Annotated in this window: 13 protein-coding genes; all 13 read right to left on the bottom strand. The window is 53.7% G+C overall.

What is annotated here, in order from left to right:
* Positions 1-6: 6 nt before the first annotated feature.
* The 13 genes from accA to ispC all read right to left on the bottom strand — a co-directional run bounded on the left by accA (position 7) and on the right by ispC (position 16,064).
* Positions 7-966, bottom strand: a complete 960-nt coding sequence (accA, locus tag C0560_RS04245; protein WP_100777546.1) for an acetyl-CoA carboxylase carboxyl transferase subunit alpha — start codon at positions 964-966, stop codon at positions 7-9.
* Positions 967-978: 12 nt separating this feature from the next.
* Complete coding sequence (gene dnaE, locus C0560_RS04240) at positions 979-4,461, bottom strand: DNA polymerase III subunit alpha (protein WP_248859694.1); 3,483 nt, start codon at positions 4,459-4,461, stop codon at positions 979-981.
* 38 nt (positions 4,462-4,499) lie between these two features.
* Positions 4,500-5,096 (bottom strand): ribonuclease HII, encoded by a 597-nt coding sequence (gene rnhB, locus C0560_RS04235; RefSeq protein WP_102104634.1) that lies wholly within the window; start codon positions 5,094-5,096, stop codon positions 4,500-4,502.
* Positions 5,093-6,241, bottom strand: coding sequence for a lipid-A-disaccharide synthase (lpxB, locus tag C0560_RS04230; protein ID WP_181827358.1), 1,149 nt, complete (start codon positions 6,239-6,241; stop codon positions 5,093-5,095). Before lpxB ends, rnhB begins: the two co-directional genes overlap by 4 nt.
* Positions 6,241-7,029, bottom strand: a complete 789-nt coding sequence (gene lpxA / locus C0560_RS04225) for an acyl-ACP--UDP-N-acetylglucosamine O-acyltransferase (protein ID WP_100777550.1) — start codon at positions 7,027-7,029, stop codon at positions 6,241-6,243. Before lpxA ends, lpxB begins: the two co-directional genes overlap by 1 nt.
* Positions 7,030-7,032: 3 nt before the next feature.
* On the bottom strand, positions 7,033-7,488 hold the full coding sequence (fabZ, locus tag C0560_RS04220) for a 3-hydroxyacyl-ACP dehydratase FabZ (RefSeq protein WP_007373234.1): 456 nt from the start codon (positions 7,486-7,488) through the stop codon (positions 7,033-7,035).
* 104 nt (positions 7,489-7,592) lie between these two features.
* Positions 7,593-8,618 (bottom strand): UDP-3-O-(3-hydroxymyristoyl)glucosamine N-acyltransferase, encoded by a 1,026-nt coding sequence (gene lpxD / locus C0560_RS04215; RefSeq protein WP_248859693.1) that lies wholly within the window; start codon positions 8,616-8,618, stop codon positions 7,593-7,595.
* 3 nt (positions 8,619-8,621) lie between these two features.
* Complete coding sequence (gene skp, locus C0560_RS04210) at positions 8,622-9,116, bottom strand: molecular chaperone Skp (protein WP_100777552.1); 495 nt, start codon at positions 9,114-9,116, stop codon at positions 8,622-8,624.
* Between the two features lie 122 nt (positions 9,117-9,238).
* Positions 9,239-11,656 (bottom strand): outer membrane protein assembly factor BamA, encoded by a 2,418-nt coding sequence (gene bamA / locus C0560_RS04205; RefSeq protein WP_102104632.1) that lies wholly within the window; start codon positions 11,654-11,656, stop codon positions 9,239-9,241.
* Positions 11,657-11,687: 31 nt separating this feature from the next.
* Positions 11,688-13,040, bottom strand: coding sequence for a sigma E protease regulator RseP (rseP, locus tag C0560_RS04200; protein ID WP_123429459.1), 1,353 nt, complete (start codon positions 13,038-13,040; stop codon positions 11,688-11,690).
* Positions 13,041-13,051: 11 nt separating this feature from the next.
* Positions 13,052-13,909, bottom strand: a complete 858-nt coding sequence (cdsA, locus tag C0560_RS04195) for a phosphatidate cytidylyltransferase (RefSeq protein WP_107702222.1) — start codon at positions 13,907-13,909, stop codon at positions 13,052-13,054.
* A gap of 12 nt (positions 13,910-13,921) precedes the next feature.
* Positions 13,922-14,680, bottom strand: a complete 759-nt coding sequence (gene ispU / locus C0560_RS04190) for a (2E,6E)-farnesyl-diphosphate-specific ditrans,polycis-undecaprenyl-diphosphate synthase (protein WP_100777556.1) — start codon at positions 14,678-14,680, stop codon at positions 13,922-13,924.
* A gap of 181 nt (positions 14,681-14,861) precedes the next feature.
* Positions 14,862-16,064 carry a 1-deoxy-D-xylulose-5-phosphate reductoisomerase gene (gene ispC, locus C0560_RS04185; RefSeq protein ID WP_123429460.1) on the bottom strand — a complete coding sequence of 401 codons (1,203 nt, stop codon included), beginning with the start codon at positions 16,062-16,064 and terminating at the stop codon, positions 14,862-14,864.
* Between the last annotated feature and the right edge of the window lie 92 nt (positions 16,065-16,156).

Here is a 16,156-nt window from a genome sequence, read left to right as displayed (position 1 = left end):
TGCAACTTACGCGTAACCGTAGCTCATCAGGCGCTGATAGCGACGGTTGAGCAGGTCTTCTTTGCTCAGCACATCGAGATCGGCCAGGTCAGCCAGCAGCTGCGCCTTAAGGGAAGCGGCCATCACTTCCGGCTTACGGTGCGCGCCACCCAGTGGTTCTGGGATCACGGTATCGATCAGTTTCAGCTCTTTCAGGCGTGGTGCGATGATACCCATTGCTTCCGCTGCCAGCGGCGCTTTGTCTGCACTCTTCCACAGAATGGAGGCACAGCCTTCAGGGGAGATAACGGAATAGGTGCTGTACTGCAGCATATTCACTTTATCGCCCACGCCGATAGCCAGTGCGCCACCGGAGCCGCCTTCACCGATCACGGTACAAATCACCGGAACGGACAGACGCGACATTTCACGCAGGTTACGTGCGATAGCTTCAGACTGACCGCGCTCTTCTGCACCAACACCTGGGTATGCACCTGGGGTGTCGATAAAGGTCACGATAGGCATGTTAAAGCGCTCTGCCATTTCCATCAGGCGCAGGGCCTTACGGTAGCCTTCCGGCGCTGGCATCCCAAAGTTACGACGGATTTTCTCTTTGGTTTCACGGCCTTTCTGATGACCAATGATCATCACCGGGCGACCATCCAGACGAGCGATACCGCCAACAATGGCTTTGTCGTCAGCATAAGCGCGATCGCCTGCCAGTTCGTCAAATTCATCAAACGCCAGGCGGACATAATCCAGGGTGTACGGGCGCTGTGGATGACGAGCCAGTTGGGCAATCTGCCATGCGCCGAGATCGGCAAAGATTTTGCGCGTCAGTTCTACGCTTTTTTCACGCAGACGATGCACTTCTTCGTCGATGTTAATATCCAGTTTTTCATCCTGACGGCTTACCGCTGTCAAAGAATCGATTTTCGCTTCCAGCTCTGCAATCGGCTGTTCGAAATCAAGGAAATTCAGACTCATAGTATTCCTGTATTAGTCAAACTCCAGTTCCACCTGCTCCGAACCAATGAGGCCACGGAGATCGTTAAGTAAACGATCGCTCGGAGAGACACGCCACGTTGCACCAAAGCGCAACCGCGCGCGTGCATCCGCCCTCTGATAGTAGAGATGTACTGGAATGGTCCCCGATCGATGGGGTTCCAGAGACTGACGGAGTCGGTTTAAAAGCTGGTCATCAATTTGCCTGTCCGTCAGCGAGATAGCAAGCCCGCGAGCATATTTTTCCCGGGCTTCGTCAATATCCATCACTTCACGGGCCATCATTTTAAGCCCGCCGCTGAAGTCATCAAAGCTGACCTGTCCGCTGACGATAAGTATGCGGTCGTTTTCCAGCAAATGCTGGTATTTTTCCAGCGCTTCGGTGAATAACATCACCTCCAGCCGCCCGGAACGGTCATCCAGCGTACAGATGCCGATGCGATTACCGCGCTTGGTGACCATAACCCGCGCAGCAATGACGAGCCCCGCCGCCGTGGTCATTTTACCACGTTCTGTCGGATGCATGTCTTTTAGCCTGTAGCCTCCGACATAGCGCTCAATTTCTTTCAGATACTGGTTAATCGGGTGCCCCGTCAGGTACAACCCTAACGTCTCACGCTCCCCTTCCAGCACCGTATGTTCCGGCCACGGCTGGCAGTTGGCATATGATTGCTCAATTTGCTCAGGCTCTTCTGCCAGCACGCCAAACATATCCGCCTGACCGATAGCTTCAGCTTTTGCGTGCTGATCGGCGGCTTTCAACGCATCGCCGAGGGAATTCATCAGCGCTGCGCGATGCGGCCCGAGGCGGTCAAACGCCCCGGACATAATCAGTTTTTCCAACACCCGGCGGTTCAGCTTTTTGGTGTCGGTACGGGCACAGAGATCGAAAAGCTCGCGGAAGTAACCGCCATTGTTACGCGCTTCGATAATGGCTTCGATTGGGCCTTCGCCTACGCCTTTGATGGCGCCAATCCCGTAGACAATTTCGCCGTCGTCGTTGACGTGGAAATGGTACATCCCGGCGTTAATATCCGGAGGCAGGATTTTCAGCCCCATGCGACAGCATTCATCGACCAGGCCGACCACTTTCTCGGTGTTATCCATATCGGCGGTCATGACGGCCGCCATAAATTCTGCCGGGTAGTGCGCTTTCAGCCACAGGGTTTGATACGAAACCAGCGCATAAGCAGCAGAGTGCGATTTGTTAAATCCGTAACCGGCGAATTTCTCTACCAGGTCGAAGATTTTTATCGCCAGCTCACCGTCAACGCCACGGCTTTTCGCCCCCTCTTCAAAGGTGCCGCGCTGCTTGGCCATCTCTTCCGGCTTTTTCTTACCCATTGCACGACGCAGCATATCCGCGCCGCCAAGGGTGTAGCCGGAAAGCTCCTGAGCAATCTGCATCACCTGTTCCTGGTACAGGATAATGCCGTAGGTTGGCTCAAGAACGGGTTTCAGACACTCGTGCTGCCACTGGACGTCAGGGTAAGAGATCTCTTCGCGACCATGCTTACGGTCGATAAAGTTATCTACCATCCCTGACTGCAACGGCCCCGGACGGAACAGGGCCACCAGTGCGATCATATCTTCGAAGCAGTCGGGCTGAAGACGTTTAATCAGATCTTTCATGCCGCGCGATTCAAGCTGGAATACCGCTGTGGTTTCCGAGCGCTGCAGCATGTCGAAGCTTTTCTTGTCATCGAGCGGGATGGCGGCGATATCAATCGGCTCCAGGCCCTGTTTGGCCCGGCGCGGGTTGATCATCTTCAGCGCCCAGTCGATGATAGTGAGCGTTCGCAAACCAAGGAAGTCGAACTTCACCAGGCCCGCGTACTCTACGTCGTTCTTATCAAACTGGGTGACCGGATGTTGCCCTGATTCATCGCAATACAGCGGGGCAAAATCGGTGATTTTAGTCGGCGCGATGACCACGCCACCGGCGTGTTTACCGGCGTTACGCGTGACACCTTCCAGCTTGCGCGCCATGTCGATCAGCGCTTTCACCTCTTCGTCAGCTTCGTAGATTTCCGGCAGCTGAGGTTCCGCTTCAAAGGCTTTCGCCAGCGTCATACCTGGATCAGGTGGCACCAGTTTGGAGATGCGATCGACAAAACCGTACGGATGGCCGAGCACGCGGCCCACGTCGCGGATAACCGCTTTCGCCGCCATCGTACCGAAGGTAATAATCTGCGATACCGCGTCACGACCGTACATGTCCGCGACGTGCTCAATCACCTGGTCGCGTTTCTCCATGCAGAAGTCAACGTCGAAGTCGGGCATCGAAACACGTTCCGGGTTAAGGAAACGTTCAAACAGCAGGTCGAATTCCAGCGGATCGAGGTCGGTGATTTTGAGCGCGTAGGCGACAAGTGAACCCGCACCGGAACCACGCCCAGGGCCTACCGGCACGCCGTTATCCTTCGACCACTGGATAAACTCCATAACGATCAGGAAGTAGCCGGGGAACCCCATCTGGTTGATCACCTGGAGTTCAATATCCAGACGCTCATCGTAGGCCGGACGTTTTTCGGCGCGCTCGGCCGGATCCGGGAACAGGAATTCGAGACGCTCTTCCAGACCCTCTTTCGATTTCACCACGAGGAAATCTTCGGTGGTCATATCACCGGTCGGGAATTGCGGCAGGAAGTATTCGCCTAAACGAACAGTGACGTTACAACGGCGGGCAATTTCGACGCTGTTTTCCAGCGCTTCCGGAATGTCGGCAAACAGCTCACACATTTCGTCTTCGTTGCGCATGTACTGCTGCGACGAATAGTTACGCGGACGCTTGGGGTCGTCGAGAGTAAAACCATCGTGGATGGCCACGCGGATCTCGTGCGCATCAAAGTCGCCAGGCTCAAGGAAACGCACGTCGTTGGTCGCGACGACGGGCAGACCGCGTTCTTCCGCAAGGGCCACCGCCGCATGCAGATAGCTCTCTTCATCAGGACGACCGGTGCGGATCAGCTCAAGATAGAAACGATCCGCGAAGTGTTCTTCATAAAATGCAACGCACTGATCCACCAATGCGCTGTTGCCGCGCAGCAGGCTTTTGCCCACATCGCCCAGGCGGCCACCGGAGATCAGCAGTAAGCCCTCGTTAAGCTCTGCAAGCCACTCGCGGTCGATCCACGGACCCGCCGCGCCGTAGCCGCGCTGGTAGGCGCGGGAAATCAGCAGCGTCAGGTTCTGGTAGCCGGTGTTATTCATGGCTAAAACGGAAATCTGCGTCAGCTCATCGCCGATCAAATCGCACTGGACGTGAAAATCCGCACCGACAATCGGCTTCAGGCCGGAGCCGTGCGCCGTTCCGTAGAACTTCACCAGACCGCATAAGTTGGTGAAATCGGTGATCGCCAGCGCAGGCATGCCAAGGGAGGCCGCCTTTTTTACCAGCGGCCCGGTCTTCGCCAGCCCATCAATCATGGAGTAGTCGCTATGCACCCGCAGGTGTACGAAACGTGGTTCAGCCATCTTCAGATTCCGCGTTACTTAATTACTTGCGTATTGATTCAGGACACCAGTCCCAGTGCGCGTTTCACCGGACCAAAACTGCGCCGATGATGTTCAGTTGCGCCGTGTTCAGCCAGTCTTTCCAGATGGAAAGCGGTTGGATACCCCTTGTGCTGGGCAAAGCCATACTGGGGAAAGGTGAGGTCCAGCGCGGCCATTTCGGCATCGCGCGTGACTTTGGCAATGATAGACGCTGCGCTGATTTCAGCCACACGGCTATCGCCCTTCACCACCGCCATCGACGGCATAGGCAGCGCAGGACAGCGGTTTCCGTCGATCAGCACATATTCAGGGACGATATTCAGCCCGGCAACGGCACGCTGCATCGCCAGCATCGTGGCATGCAAAATGTTCAGCGTGTCGATCTCTTCTGGCTCGGCGCGGCCTAAGCTCCACGCCAGCGCTTTTTCTTTGATCTCATCGAACAGCGCCAGGCGGCGTTTTTCAGAAAGCTTTTTTGAGTCGTTCAGCCCGACAATCGGGCGAGCCGGATCGAGGATCACGGCAGCGGTCACTACCGCACCCACCAGCGGACCGCGTCCGACTTCGTCCACACCCGCAACCAGGTGCGTGTGAGGGTAAACAAATTCCATCATTTTGCTAACTCCAGCACCGCATCAGCCGCCTGCTCATCGGCATTACAGCGGATCTGCTGATGCAACTCCCGGAAAGTGTCATGCATCTGGTGGCTGGTTTTGCCGTCTGCCAGCAAGGGCAGCAGCGCGTCAGCTAATGCCTGAGGCTGACACTCATCCTGCAGTAACTCTTTCACCAGCTCGCGCCCGGCAAGCAGGTTAGGTAATGAGACATAATCCGTCTTCACCAGACGTTTCGCCAGCCAGAAGGTGAACGGCTTCATGCGATAACCCACTACCATCGGACATTTCGCGAGCATGCATTCCAGCGCCGCAGTTCCCGAGGCCAGCAGCGCAGCGTCGCTGGCGAACATCGCCTCGCGGCCTTTGCCATCCAGAAGGTGGATGTGCAGATCAGGGGCCACTTCGGCTTTGATACGCTCGAACTGCTCGCGGCGTTTGGCATTTACCAGCGGCACAACGACTTCAAGATCGGGGTAAGTCTGGCGAAGGATTTGCGCCGTTTTCAGGAAATCGGCGCTGAGCATTTCCACTTCAGCACCGCGGCTCCCTGGCAACAGGGCCAGACAGTGGGCGTCGTGCGGAATGCCAAGAATATCGCGCGCCGCATTTTTATCCGGATCCAGCGGCATGGCGTCTGCCATGGTATGGCCGATAAAGCGGCAAGGAACATTGAATCTATCGTAAAACGCTTTTTCGAAAGGCAGAAAAGCAAGCACCAGATCGGTCGATCTGCCTATTTTGAAAACACGTTTCTGTCGCCACGCCCAGACGGACGGACTGACGTAGTGGATCGTTTTGATACCCTGCTTTTTCAGGTTCCCTTCGAGGGTAATATTGAAATCAGGGGCATCGATCCCGACGAACACATCGGGTTTGAGATCGGTAAAACGACGGGTGAGATCGGCGCGGATGTGCAGCAGGCGGCGCAAACGGCCTAGCACTTCAACAATGCCCATTACCGCCAGCTCTTCCATTTCGTACCAGGCTTCACAGCCTTCGGCCTGCATCAGCGGGCCTGCCACGCCGACAAAGCGGGCATTGGGTACGCGAGCCTTGAGTGCGCGGATAAGACCTGCACCAAGAATATCGCCGGAGGTTTCTCCGGCGACCAGGGCTATCGTTAATGGACGAGTGTCGACCATTAACGGATCAGACCGCGAGTTGAGCGTTCAAAAAACTCGGTGAACGCTTTCACTTCAGGGTGCTGTTCTGCCAGCTCTGCAACTTCTGGCTTGGCCTCTTCCAGCGTTTTGCCGCTACGGTACAACAGTTTATACGCGTTGCGGATCGCGGTAATCGCTTCGCGGCTAAAGCCACGACGCTTAAGACCTTCAATGTTGACGCCAAACGGCGTCGCATGGTTGCCCTGCGCAATCACATACGGTGGGACATCCTGCGCCACACCGGAGCAACCGCCGACCATCACGTGTGCACCAATGATGCAGAATTGATGGACTGCGGTCATGCCGCCAATGATTGCGAAATCGTCAACCGATACGTGTCCTGCCAGCGTTGCGTTGTTGGCGAGGATACAGCGGCTGCCCACAGTACAGTCGTGCGCGATATGCGCGTTGACCATAAAGAGGTTGTCGCTGCCCACCTTCGTCAATCCACCACCCTGTACTGTGCCACGATGAATGGTGACGCTTTCGCGAATGCGGTTGCGATCGCCGATTTCCACACGGGTCGGTTCGCCAGCATATTTCAAATCCTGGTTCACTTCGCCAATGGAGGCAAACTGATAGATCTCATTATCGCGGCCAATAGTCGTATGACCATTCACCACCACGTGAGATTTCAGTACGGTACCCTCGCCAATAACGACATGGGGTCCGACAATACAAAAAGGACCAATGTGGGCGTTAGCACCAATTACGGCGCCCTCTTCCACAATGGCGGTTGGATGAATAAAGGCGGATTTATCAATCACGTATCAGGCCTCCCGGCTACGCGCACACATCATGGTCGCTTCGCAAACAACTTTGCCGTCAACCAGCGCAACGCCTTTGAAGCGCGTCAGGCCACGGCGCGTTTTTTCAAAAGTCACTTCCATGATCATCTGATCACCAGGCACGACTGGGCGCTTAAAGCGCGCTTCATCAATACCCGCGAAGTAATACAGTTCACCTGGCTCCAGTTTACCGACGCTTTTAAACGCCAGAATACCGGTAGCCTGTGCCATCGCTTCCAGGATCAACACACCCGGGAAGATAGGTTTACCAGGGAAATGTCCCTGGAAGAATGGCTCATTTACAGAGACATTTTTCACTGCGCGCAGAAAACGACCTTCTTCAAAATCCAGCACACGATCTACCAGCAAAAACGGGTAGCGGTGCGGCAGAAGCTCTAAAATCTCTTCAATATGCAGAGTATGAGTGTCGGTAGTCAAAATACTCTTCCTGTCAAAATTTACTGAATAGCAATAATAACACGGCCTGCCGGTTTATAAGAAAGCCGACAGGCCGGGAAATTTAGCGTTATAGGGATGAACGTTTAGTCTTGTTGATCGATTTTGCGCTCAATCGCTTTGAGACGCTTGCTCATATCATCAATGTTCATCACCAGAGCTGCGGTTTTACGCCACACTTTGTTCGGTTGCAGCGGAATGCCGGAGGAGTAGACACCAGGCTCAGTGATAGGACGCATCACCATACCCATGCCTGTCACCGTGACCTTGTCGCATATTTCCATATGCCCATTGATCACGCTGGCACCACCGATCATGCAGTAACGGCCAATTTTCAGACTGCCTGCCATGATCACGCCACCTGCAACAGCTGTATTGTCGCCAATCACAACGTTATGCGCAATCTGACATTGGTTATCAATGATAACACCATTACCAATGATGGTGTCGTCGAGGGCACCGCGGTCAATCGTTGTGCATGCGCCGATTTCAACGCGATCGCCGATAATTACCCGGCCGAGCTGAGGGATCTTAATCCAGTTACCACGATCGTTGGCATAACCAAACCCGTCCGAACCGATCACGGTACTGGACTGGATCAGGCAATTTTCGCCGATTTCGATCTCATGATAGACGGTCACATTGGCCCACAAACGGGAGCCTGCACCAATTTTAGTCTGTTTACCCACGAAACAACCCGCGCCAATCACCACGTTATCACCGAGAACAACATCGGATTCGATAACGGCATTCGGGCCAATTGCAACGTTATTACCCAGCTTCGCCGTCGGATCAATGACTGCACTGGCAGCAATGTTCTGCGCCGGCTGCGGCGTGGTATCAAGAATTTGAGCCATACGCGCGTAAGTCAGGTAGGGATTTTTTACTACCAGTGCGCTTGTCGTGACAAACGGAAGGTCGTCCTGCGTCAGAACGACAGCAGACGCCTGGCATTGAGCCAGGTGCTCACGGTACTTCGGGCTTACCATGAACGTTATTGTGCCTGCTTTAGCAGATTGCATGGACGCAACAGCGGTGATGACGATATCGCCATCACCGTGTAATTCTGCATCCAACTGCTGAGCGAGATCAGCCAGTCGAATTGAAGGCATTACTTATTTAACCTGTTTCAGTACATCAGCAGTGATGTCTTTCACATCGCTACTGTTGAAAGCAACGGCATTCGCATCAACAACCAGATCGATGTTCTGATCGGCTGCAACAGCTTTCACAGCAGACTGAATACGAGTTACCAGTTTGCCACGCTCTTCGTTAGAACGACGCTGACGATCCTGCTCGAAAGCCTGTGCTTTCTGAGAGAAAGTCTGACGCTGTGCCATTACGTCTTTTTCCAGCTTGCTACGGTCGCTCGCTTTCATGGTAGAACCATCGCGCTGCAGACGCTGCATTTTGGACTGAAGATCGTTTTCCATACCTTGCAGTTCACCAGCACGGCCTTTGAATTCGTTTTCCAGAGTCGCAGAAACACCCGTTTTCTGGGCTACCTGCTGGAAAAGATTACCCATGTTGACGATTGCAATTTTGTCCGCTGCCTGAGCAGAAGTCACCATTGCCAAACCCAGACCTGCAGCTAATAACCACTTTTTCACAATAAACTCCTTACCATCCCATTGGTACCCGAAGGTACCGTTCTTTGCGTGGCAAGGCGATCGTCTATGCGATCGCCGGTTGTCAGCGCTACACTGCCAACGCATTCCATTGCAACGGATAATTACCAGGTTTTACCAATGTTAAACTGGAACTGTTCCGCTTTGTCTCCATCGTATTTCTTAAACGGCTGGGCGTAGGAGAAGACCAACGGCCCCAACGGTGACATCCATTGTAATGCGATACCTGCAGACATGCGAATGTTGCTCGGATCGCTGTAATCCGGCACACCTTCTGCTTTCATCTGAGCAGTGTTATCCCAGTTGGTATCCCACACGGTACCCGCATCCCAGAAGAACGAGGTACGCACAGAGTTCGCATACTTATCGCTGATGAACGGCGTAGGCGTAATGATCTCCAGGCTGGCGACGCCCATGGCGTTACCACCCACCGCGTCATCAGAGCTACAGACTTCTGACGAAGACTTCTTATCACAGTTATCAGAGTCGTTGCCGCCGTAGTACACCGCTTTCGGACCAATGTTATTGGACTGGAAGCCACGTACTGTGCTGGAACCACCGGCATAGAAGTTTTCATAGAATGGCAACTCTTTGCCACCTAAGCCATCACCGTAACCCCAACGTGTACGACCCAGCACAACCCACTTGTGATCCTCATCAATTGGGAAGTAAGACGCCGTGTCCAGCGTAACTTTGTAGAACTCGTTATCAGAACCCGGAACGGTCACTTTACCGTTCAGGTTGACGCGAGAACCCGCTGTCGGGAAGAAACCACGGTCAAGGCGGTTATACGTCCAACCGTAGTTAAAGGTGAAGTCATCTGCAGCGAAACCGTTGTTGTCGCTGGAGGTGCTCGCCGACTGACCGATAGAGTCCAGATAACGCCACATTGCCACCTGCGGTTGCATATTGGACAGGTCGTTATGCACGTAACCTAAACCAGCACGCAGGGTGTTGTATTCGTTAATCGGGAAGCCAAGCGTGCCATCAACACCGTAACTTTTGTTGGTGTACGAGGACAGGTCCGCATCGTCTGCTTTAAAGTCGTTATAGAAAATACGACCGCCCAGGCTCACACCGTCAACGGTGAAGTATGGGTTAGTGACAGAGAACTCGGAATAGGTCTGGTAGTCGTTCTTGGTACCGTTGATGCCAACGGAATAGCCCGTACCTAACCAGTTATCCTGCTGAACGCCGACCTGGAAGCTCACGCCACTTTCGGTGCCGTAACCCACACCGAAGTTAAAGCTACCGGTGTTACGCTCTTTCACCTTGTAAACCACGTCTACCTGATCCGGGCTGCCTGATACACGCTGTGTATCGGTATCGACCGTTTCGAAGTAACCCAGACGGTTCAGACGCTCTTTACCCTGGTCAACGAGGTCGCTGCCCAACCATGCGCCTTCCATCTGGCGCATTTCGCGACGCAGTACGGAATCTTTGGAGGTATCGTTACCTTCAAAGCGAATTTTCCGCACATAGAAACGGTTACCCGCATCCACGTTAACGTGGAGCTTAACGGTTTTATCCGTGTCGTTGATTTCTGGCTGAGTCTGTACGCGCGGGTAGGCATAACCATAACGGCCGAGCAGCTTTTTAATGCCGTCTTCCATTTTGGTCACTTTCGCGCCGCTATACAGTTCACCCGGTGCAAGCTTGGTCAGACTCTCGATCTCAGCGGAATGACCCGCCAGGTTTCCGCTTACTTCAACACCGGAAAGCTTGTACTGATCGCCTTCAGTGATGTTAACCGTAATGTAGATACCTTTCTTGTCCGGAGTCAGACTGACCTGAGTAGAGTCAATGTTGAAACGGGCATAACCGCGGTCCAGATAGTAGCTACGGAGGGTTTCGAGATCGCCCGCCAGCTTCTGTTTCTGGTATTTACGATCGCCGACTACGTTCCACCACGGCACTTCATCGCGCAGCTGGAAGGTAGAGATCAGCTCGTCCGTACTGAACGCGTGGTTGCCCACGATGTTGATCTGCTGGATCTTCGCTGAAACGCCTTCCTGGAAGACGAGTTTCAGATCGACGCGGTTACGCGGCAGCGGAGTGACAACGGCTTTGACGCTCGCGCTGTACTTACCGACGCTGTAGTAGAAATCTTCCAGTCCTTTTTCGATGTCGGACAGGGTTGTGCGGTCCAGAGATTCACCCACACGAACACCAGATGCTTCAAGGTTTTGCTTGAGCATATCGTCTTTCACCGATTTGTTACCGGAGAAAGTGATACTGGCAATCGTCGGGCGTTCTTTCACCTGAACCAGCAGCGTATCACCATCGCGCAGGACGCGAACGTCCTCAAAGTTGCCAGTGGCAAACAGTGCACGAATGGTGTTACTGATATCTTCATCATTAACCGTGTCGCCCTGGCGAACTGGCATACTGAGGAGGGCCGCACCGACGGCGACACGCTGAAGACCTTCGAAATGAATATCCTTCACTACGAAACCTTCAGCACCGTATACGGTTGCGCTGCTAAACAGCAGCGACGCTATGAGCAACTTTTTCATCGCCATCGTTATTATGCATTCTTCCTAACTATCTCTCTTACAACCGAGAGAAATCATTGAAAAGCGCAAGCCCCATTAACAGCACTAGCAGTATCGAGCCAATGCGATAACTAAAGTCTTGAACTCGCTCGGATACCGGTCCACCTTTTAGCTTTTCGATCGCTAAAAACAGCAGATGCCCCCCGTCTAATACGGGAAGCGGGAACAGGTTGATTATCCCGAGGTTCACGCTAATGAGCGCGAGAAACATGAGATAGTAAATCACCCCGAATTCCGCTGACATCCCAGCCCCTTGAGCGATAGAAATCGGCCCACTGAGGTTGTTCAGTTTTACGTCACCGGTAATCAATTTCCCCAACATGTTGACCGTCAGCTTCATCAGTTGCCATGTTTTATCCGTGGCTTCAAGGATGGCGCTGAACGGCCCATACTGGCGTATTGTCTTGTACTCATCTGGCAGCGGTATCACTTTGGGCACTACGCCCGCAAATCCTTCTGCCTTACCACCGCCCGGCTTGGTGTCCGGGATTAGCGTCAAGGAGAGCGGACTCCCCTGTCGTTCGATCTCAACTGCCAGCGGTGTGCCAGGATTATCGCGCACCAGAATAACAAACGTCATCCATTGTGTTAACGGTTGACCATCGACTTTAACGATCCTGTCGCCCGCTTGCAAACCTGCTTTACTCGCCGCTGAATCAGCCTGCACTTCAGCTAACACCGGTTCGATCTGCGCACCGCGTGGGCGAATGCCCAATGCCGCAACCGGATCTTCTTTATCTGGCTCAAACGCCCAGTGACGCAAATCGAGGACTTTGTCCTGACGCTGACTGGCACCAAAGGGTGAAACAGTGATGGTGGTCTGATCATCGCCGATTTTAGAAACCAATTGCAGCCTGACAGCTTCCCAATCAGGGGTTTCGATACCATCGATCGCTTTAAGTTCCATGCCTGGTGCAATTTGCGCCGTCGCGGCGATGGAGTTGGCGTTTATTTCACCAACAACCGGACGAACACCAGGGACACCGATGATAAACACCAGCCAATAGGCGAAGATGGCGAAGATGAAGTTCGCTACCGGACCGGCAGCAATGATGGCGGCGCGCTGGCCGACGGTTTTGTTGTTGAAGGCGTAGTGTCGCATCTCAGGCGCAACAGGCTCTACGCGCTCATCCAGCATTTTCACGTAGCCGCCGAGCGGGATCAGCGCGATGACAAACTCAGTACCATGGCGATCAGTGCGACGCCAAAGCGCTTTACCGAAGCCAATCGAAAAACGCTCGACCCGCACACCGCAACGCCGCGCAACCCAGAAATGGCCAAATTCGTGCACAGTGATGAGTACACCAAGTGCAACAATGAACGCCGCCAGATTCCATAGGATGCTCAACATAAAACCTTCCGTTAAATCGTGCCAAATACCAGCAACAACAGGCATGCGAAGACCGGTACCGCAGCCGTCAGGCTATCGATGCGATCCAGTATTCCACCATGTCCTGGGATAAGGTGACCGCTGTCTTTGATCCCTGCTTCACGCTTGAACATGCTCTCGGTTAAATCCCCAAGAACGGACGCCAGCGCGGCAAAAATAGAACAAATCAGCAGCGTGGTCGGTGCGACGTCAAGATTCGCCCACACGCCATATCCCCAGGAGATAATCGCCGCCGTAAACAGACCGCCGATGAACCCCTGCCAGGTTTTGCCAGGCGACACTTTCGGCGCCAGTTTATGTTTGCCAAAGAGTTTACCAAACATATAGGCCCCGGAGTCAGCACCCCAGACGAGAATCATCACATAGAGCAGCCACAGTGAGCCGCTGTAGTGGTTGTCGTCGTAGTGCCAGACACGCAGCACAAGCATACCCCAGAAAAAAGGAACAATTGTGAGCAGGCCGAAAATCAGGCGCAGCGTTTTAGAGTTGCGCCAGAATGTTGCAGAGCCGGGATAAAAAAGCACCAGCAGCAATGCGACAACCCACCAGCCCAGCGAGGCCCACAGGGAACCCTCAATCAATGGCTGATGGATATTGTGATGGTACTCAGGCAACAACAACAGCATCAGCGCCAGTAACAGGCCACAGAGTACAGCCAGCCATACCCGCTGAGTGCGCGAAGTAAAGCCGCTAAGCTGCCCCCATTCCCACGCGGCGAGCATACACACCACCAGCGTGACAATGGCAAATCCCACCGGCGGCAGTAAAAACAGCGCCGCGATAACGATGGGTATTAATACAAAAGCGGAAATCAGGCGATACTTCAGCAAAAGCTACCCCCATCAGACTTTTTCGGCGCCTGGCTCAGTGCCGCCGAAGCGACGCTCACGATTGGCAAAGGCATTCAGCGCACCTTCAAAGTCTTGTTCATCAAAATCGGGCCAAAGAACATCCGTAAAGTAAAGTTCGGCATAGGCAATTTGCCAAAGCAAAAAGTTACTGATTCGATGTTCTCCCCCTGTCCTAATAACCAAATCCACAGGTGCCAGTTCGTTCATGCAGATTTGCTGACCCAGCGCCTCTTCATCAATTTGGTCGGGTCTTAACAGCCCTTCCTGAACTTGCTCAGCCAGATGCCGAACACCCTGGATAATGTCCCAACGTCCACCGTAATTCGCCGCGATATTGAGCGTCAGACCGGTATTGTTTTCGGTCACCGCTTCCGCTTTACGAATGCGTTCCTGCAGACGTGAGTTGAAACGACTGGTATCACCGATAATGCGCAAGCGGACGTTGTGGCGGTGCAGGCTTTTTACTTCGCTGTCGAGCGCCCACACAAACAATTCCATCAACGCAGTCACTTCCTGCGGCGGTCGATTCCAGTTTTCACTGCTGAAAGCATAGAGCGTTAACGCATCAATGCCGTTATTGGCGGCAAAAGATACGGCGCGGCGAACAGATTTCGCCCCAGCTTTATGCCCAAAGGCTCGTATCTTCCCTTGTCTTTTCGCCCAGCGGCCATTGCCATCCATGATGATTGCTACATGGCGACAGCCATGAGCTGGCAAGTTTTCGCTTATTGGTTGATTCGCAGACAACATAACGCGTTTTTAGTCCCTGAAAGGATTTAACGGTACTCAGGAATACTGAAGCCTTTCCACAAAAAAGCCGTGTAAACCACGGCTTACCTGACCACTCTACGTCAAATACCAGCGATCAGGTGGCGCAGACTATATCACCGAAGCCCAACGCTAACAAATAGCACGACGACTCGTGGGTGGATTATCGCCCGCTTGCGAGATGCGTCACTTGTTCGCGTGCAACGACGCGCGCTTGCGCATCGACTGCCAGCACTTCTTCCACGCTCTGCGGTTCACGCAAATCCATCGCCTCAAGCACCGAAAGATTGAGTGCCGCGATATCCGTAAAGCGGATGTGCTGATTCAGAAATGCCTCAACGGTCACTTCATTGGCGGCATTGAGCGCGGTAGTCGCCGCTTGTCCCTGATCGAAGGCGTTCATCGCCAGTTTCAGACAAGGGTAGCGATCGTAGTCAGGCTCGCTGAAAGTCAGTGAGCTGATTTTGCAAAAGTCGAGCGGTTTTACCCCTGAGACTACACGGTTCGGCCACGCCATCGAATGGGCGATAGGCGTGCGCATGTCCGGTTCGCCCAGTTGCGCCAGCACGCTACCGTCCTGATAGCGCACCATCGAGTGAATCACCGACTGCGGGTGGATCAGCACTTCCATCTGTTTCGCCGATGCATTAAACAACCAGCGAGCTTCAATGTATTCCAGACCTTTGTTCATCATAGTGGCGGAATCGACGGAGATTTTTCGTCCCATCGACCAGTTCGGATGCCGACAGGCCTGATCGGGCGTCATTGCGGCCAGTTCAGACAGCGGCGTTTCACGGAATGGGCCACCAGACCCGGTAAGCAAAATTGACACCACGCCATTCTGCTCAAGTGAAGCGTACCCCAGGTTTTCCTGAAAAGGTTGCGGTAAACTCTGAAAAATCGCGTTATGTTCGCTATCTACCGGTAAAAGTCGCGCACCTCGCGCTTTCACGGCTTCCATAAACAGGCGGCCGCAGGTCACCAGCGACTCTTTATTTGCCAGCAGTACCGTCTTACCGGCATCAATAGCAGCAAGCGTTGGCAGTAAACCCGCTGCCCCCACGATGGCCGCCATGACCTGGTCCACGTCACTTAGCGCAGCCATTTCGCATGCGGCCTGCTGACCACTTAAAACCTCAGTGCGACTGCCATTCTCTGTCAGTAACGTTTTGACCTGGCGAGCACTTTCCTCGTCATCCATCACCGCATAGCGGGGAGTAAACTCCAGACACTGTTCAACCATGCGCTGCACGTTCTTACCGGCCACGAGGGCGATTACCGTGTACTGGTCAGGGTTGTGACGAACAACGTCGAGAGTGCTGCAACCGATAGAGCCGGTCGAGCCGAGAAGAGTTAAATGCTTCATGAGATGCCCGGAAGAAAAGTTAGACCATATAAAAGCAAAACGCCGCCAGCAAAGTCACAGGACTTTCTGAACGGCGTTTTATCAGATGACGT

Source organism: Lelliottia sp. AC1, assembly GCF_023278595.1.
GTDB classification, from domain to species: domain Bacteria; phylum Pseudomonadota; class Gammaproteobacteria; order Enterobacterales; family Enterobacteriaceae; genus Enterobacter; species Enterobacter nimipressuralis.
The sequence above is the reverse complement of the archived record's forward strand: the minus strand, read 5'-3'. Positions and strand labels throughout refer to the sequence as shown.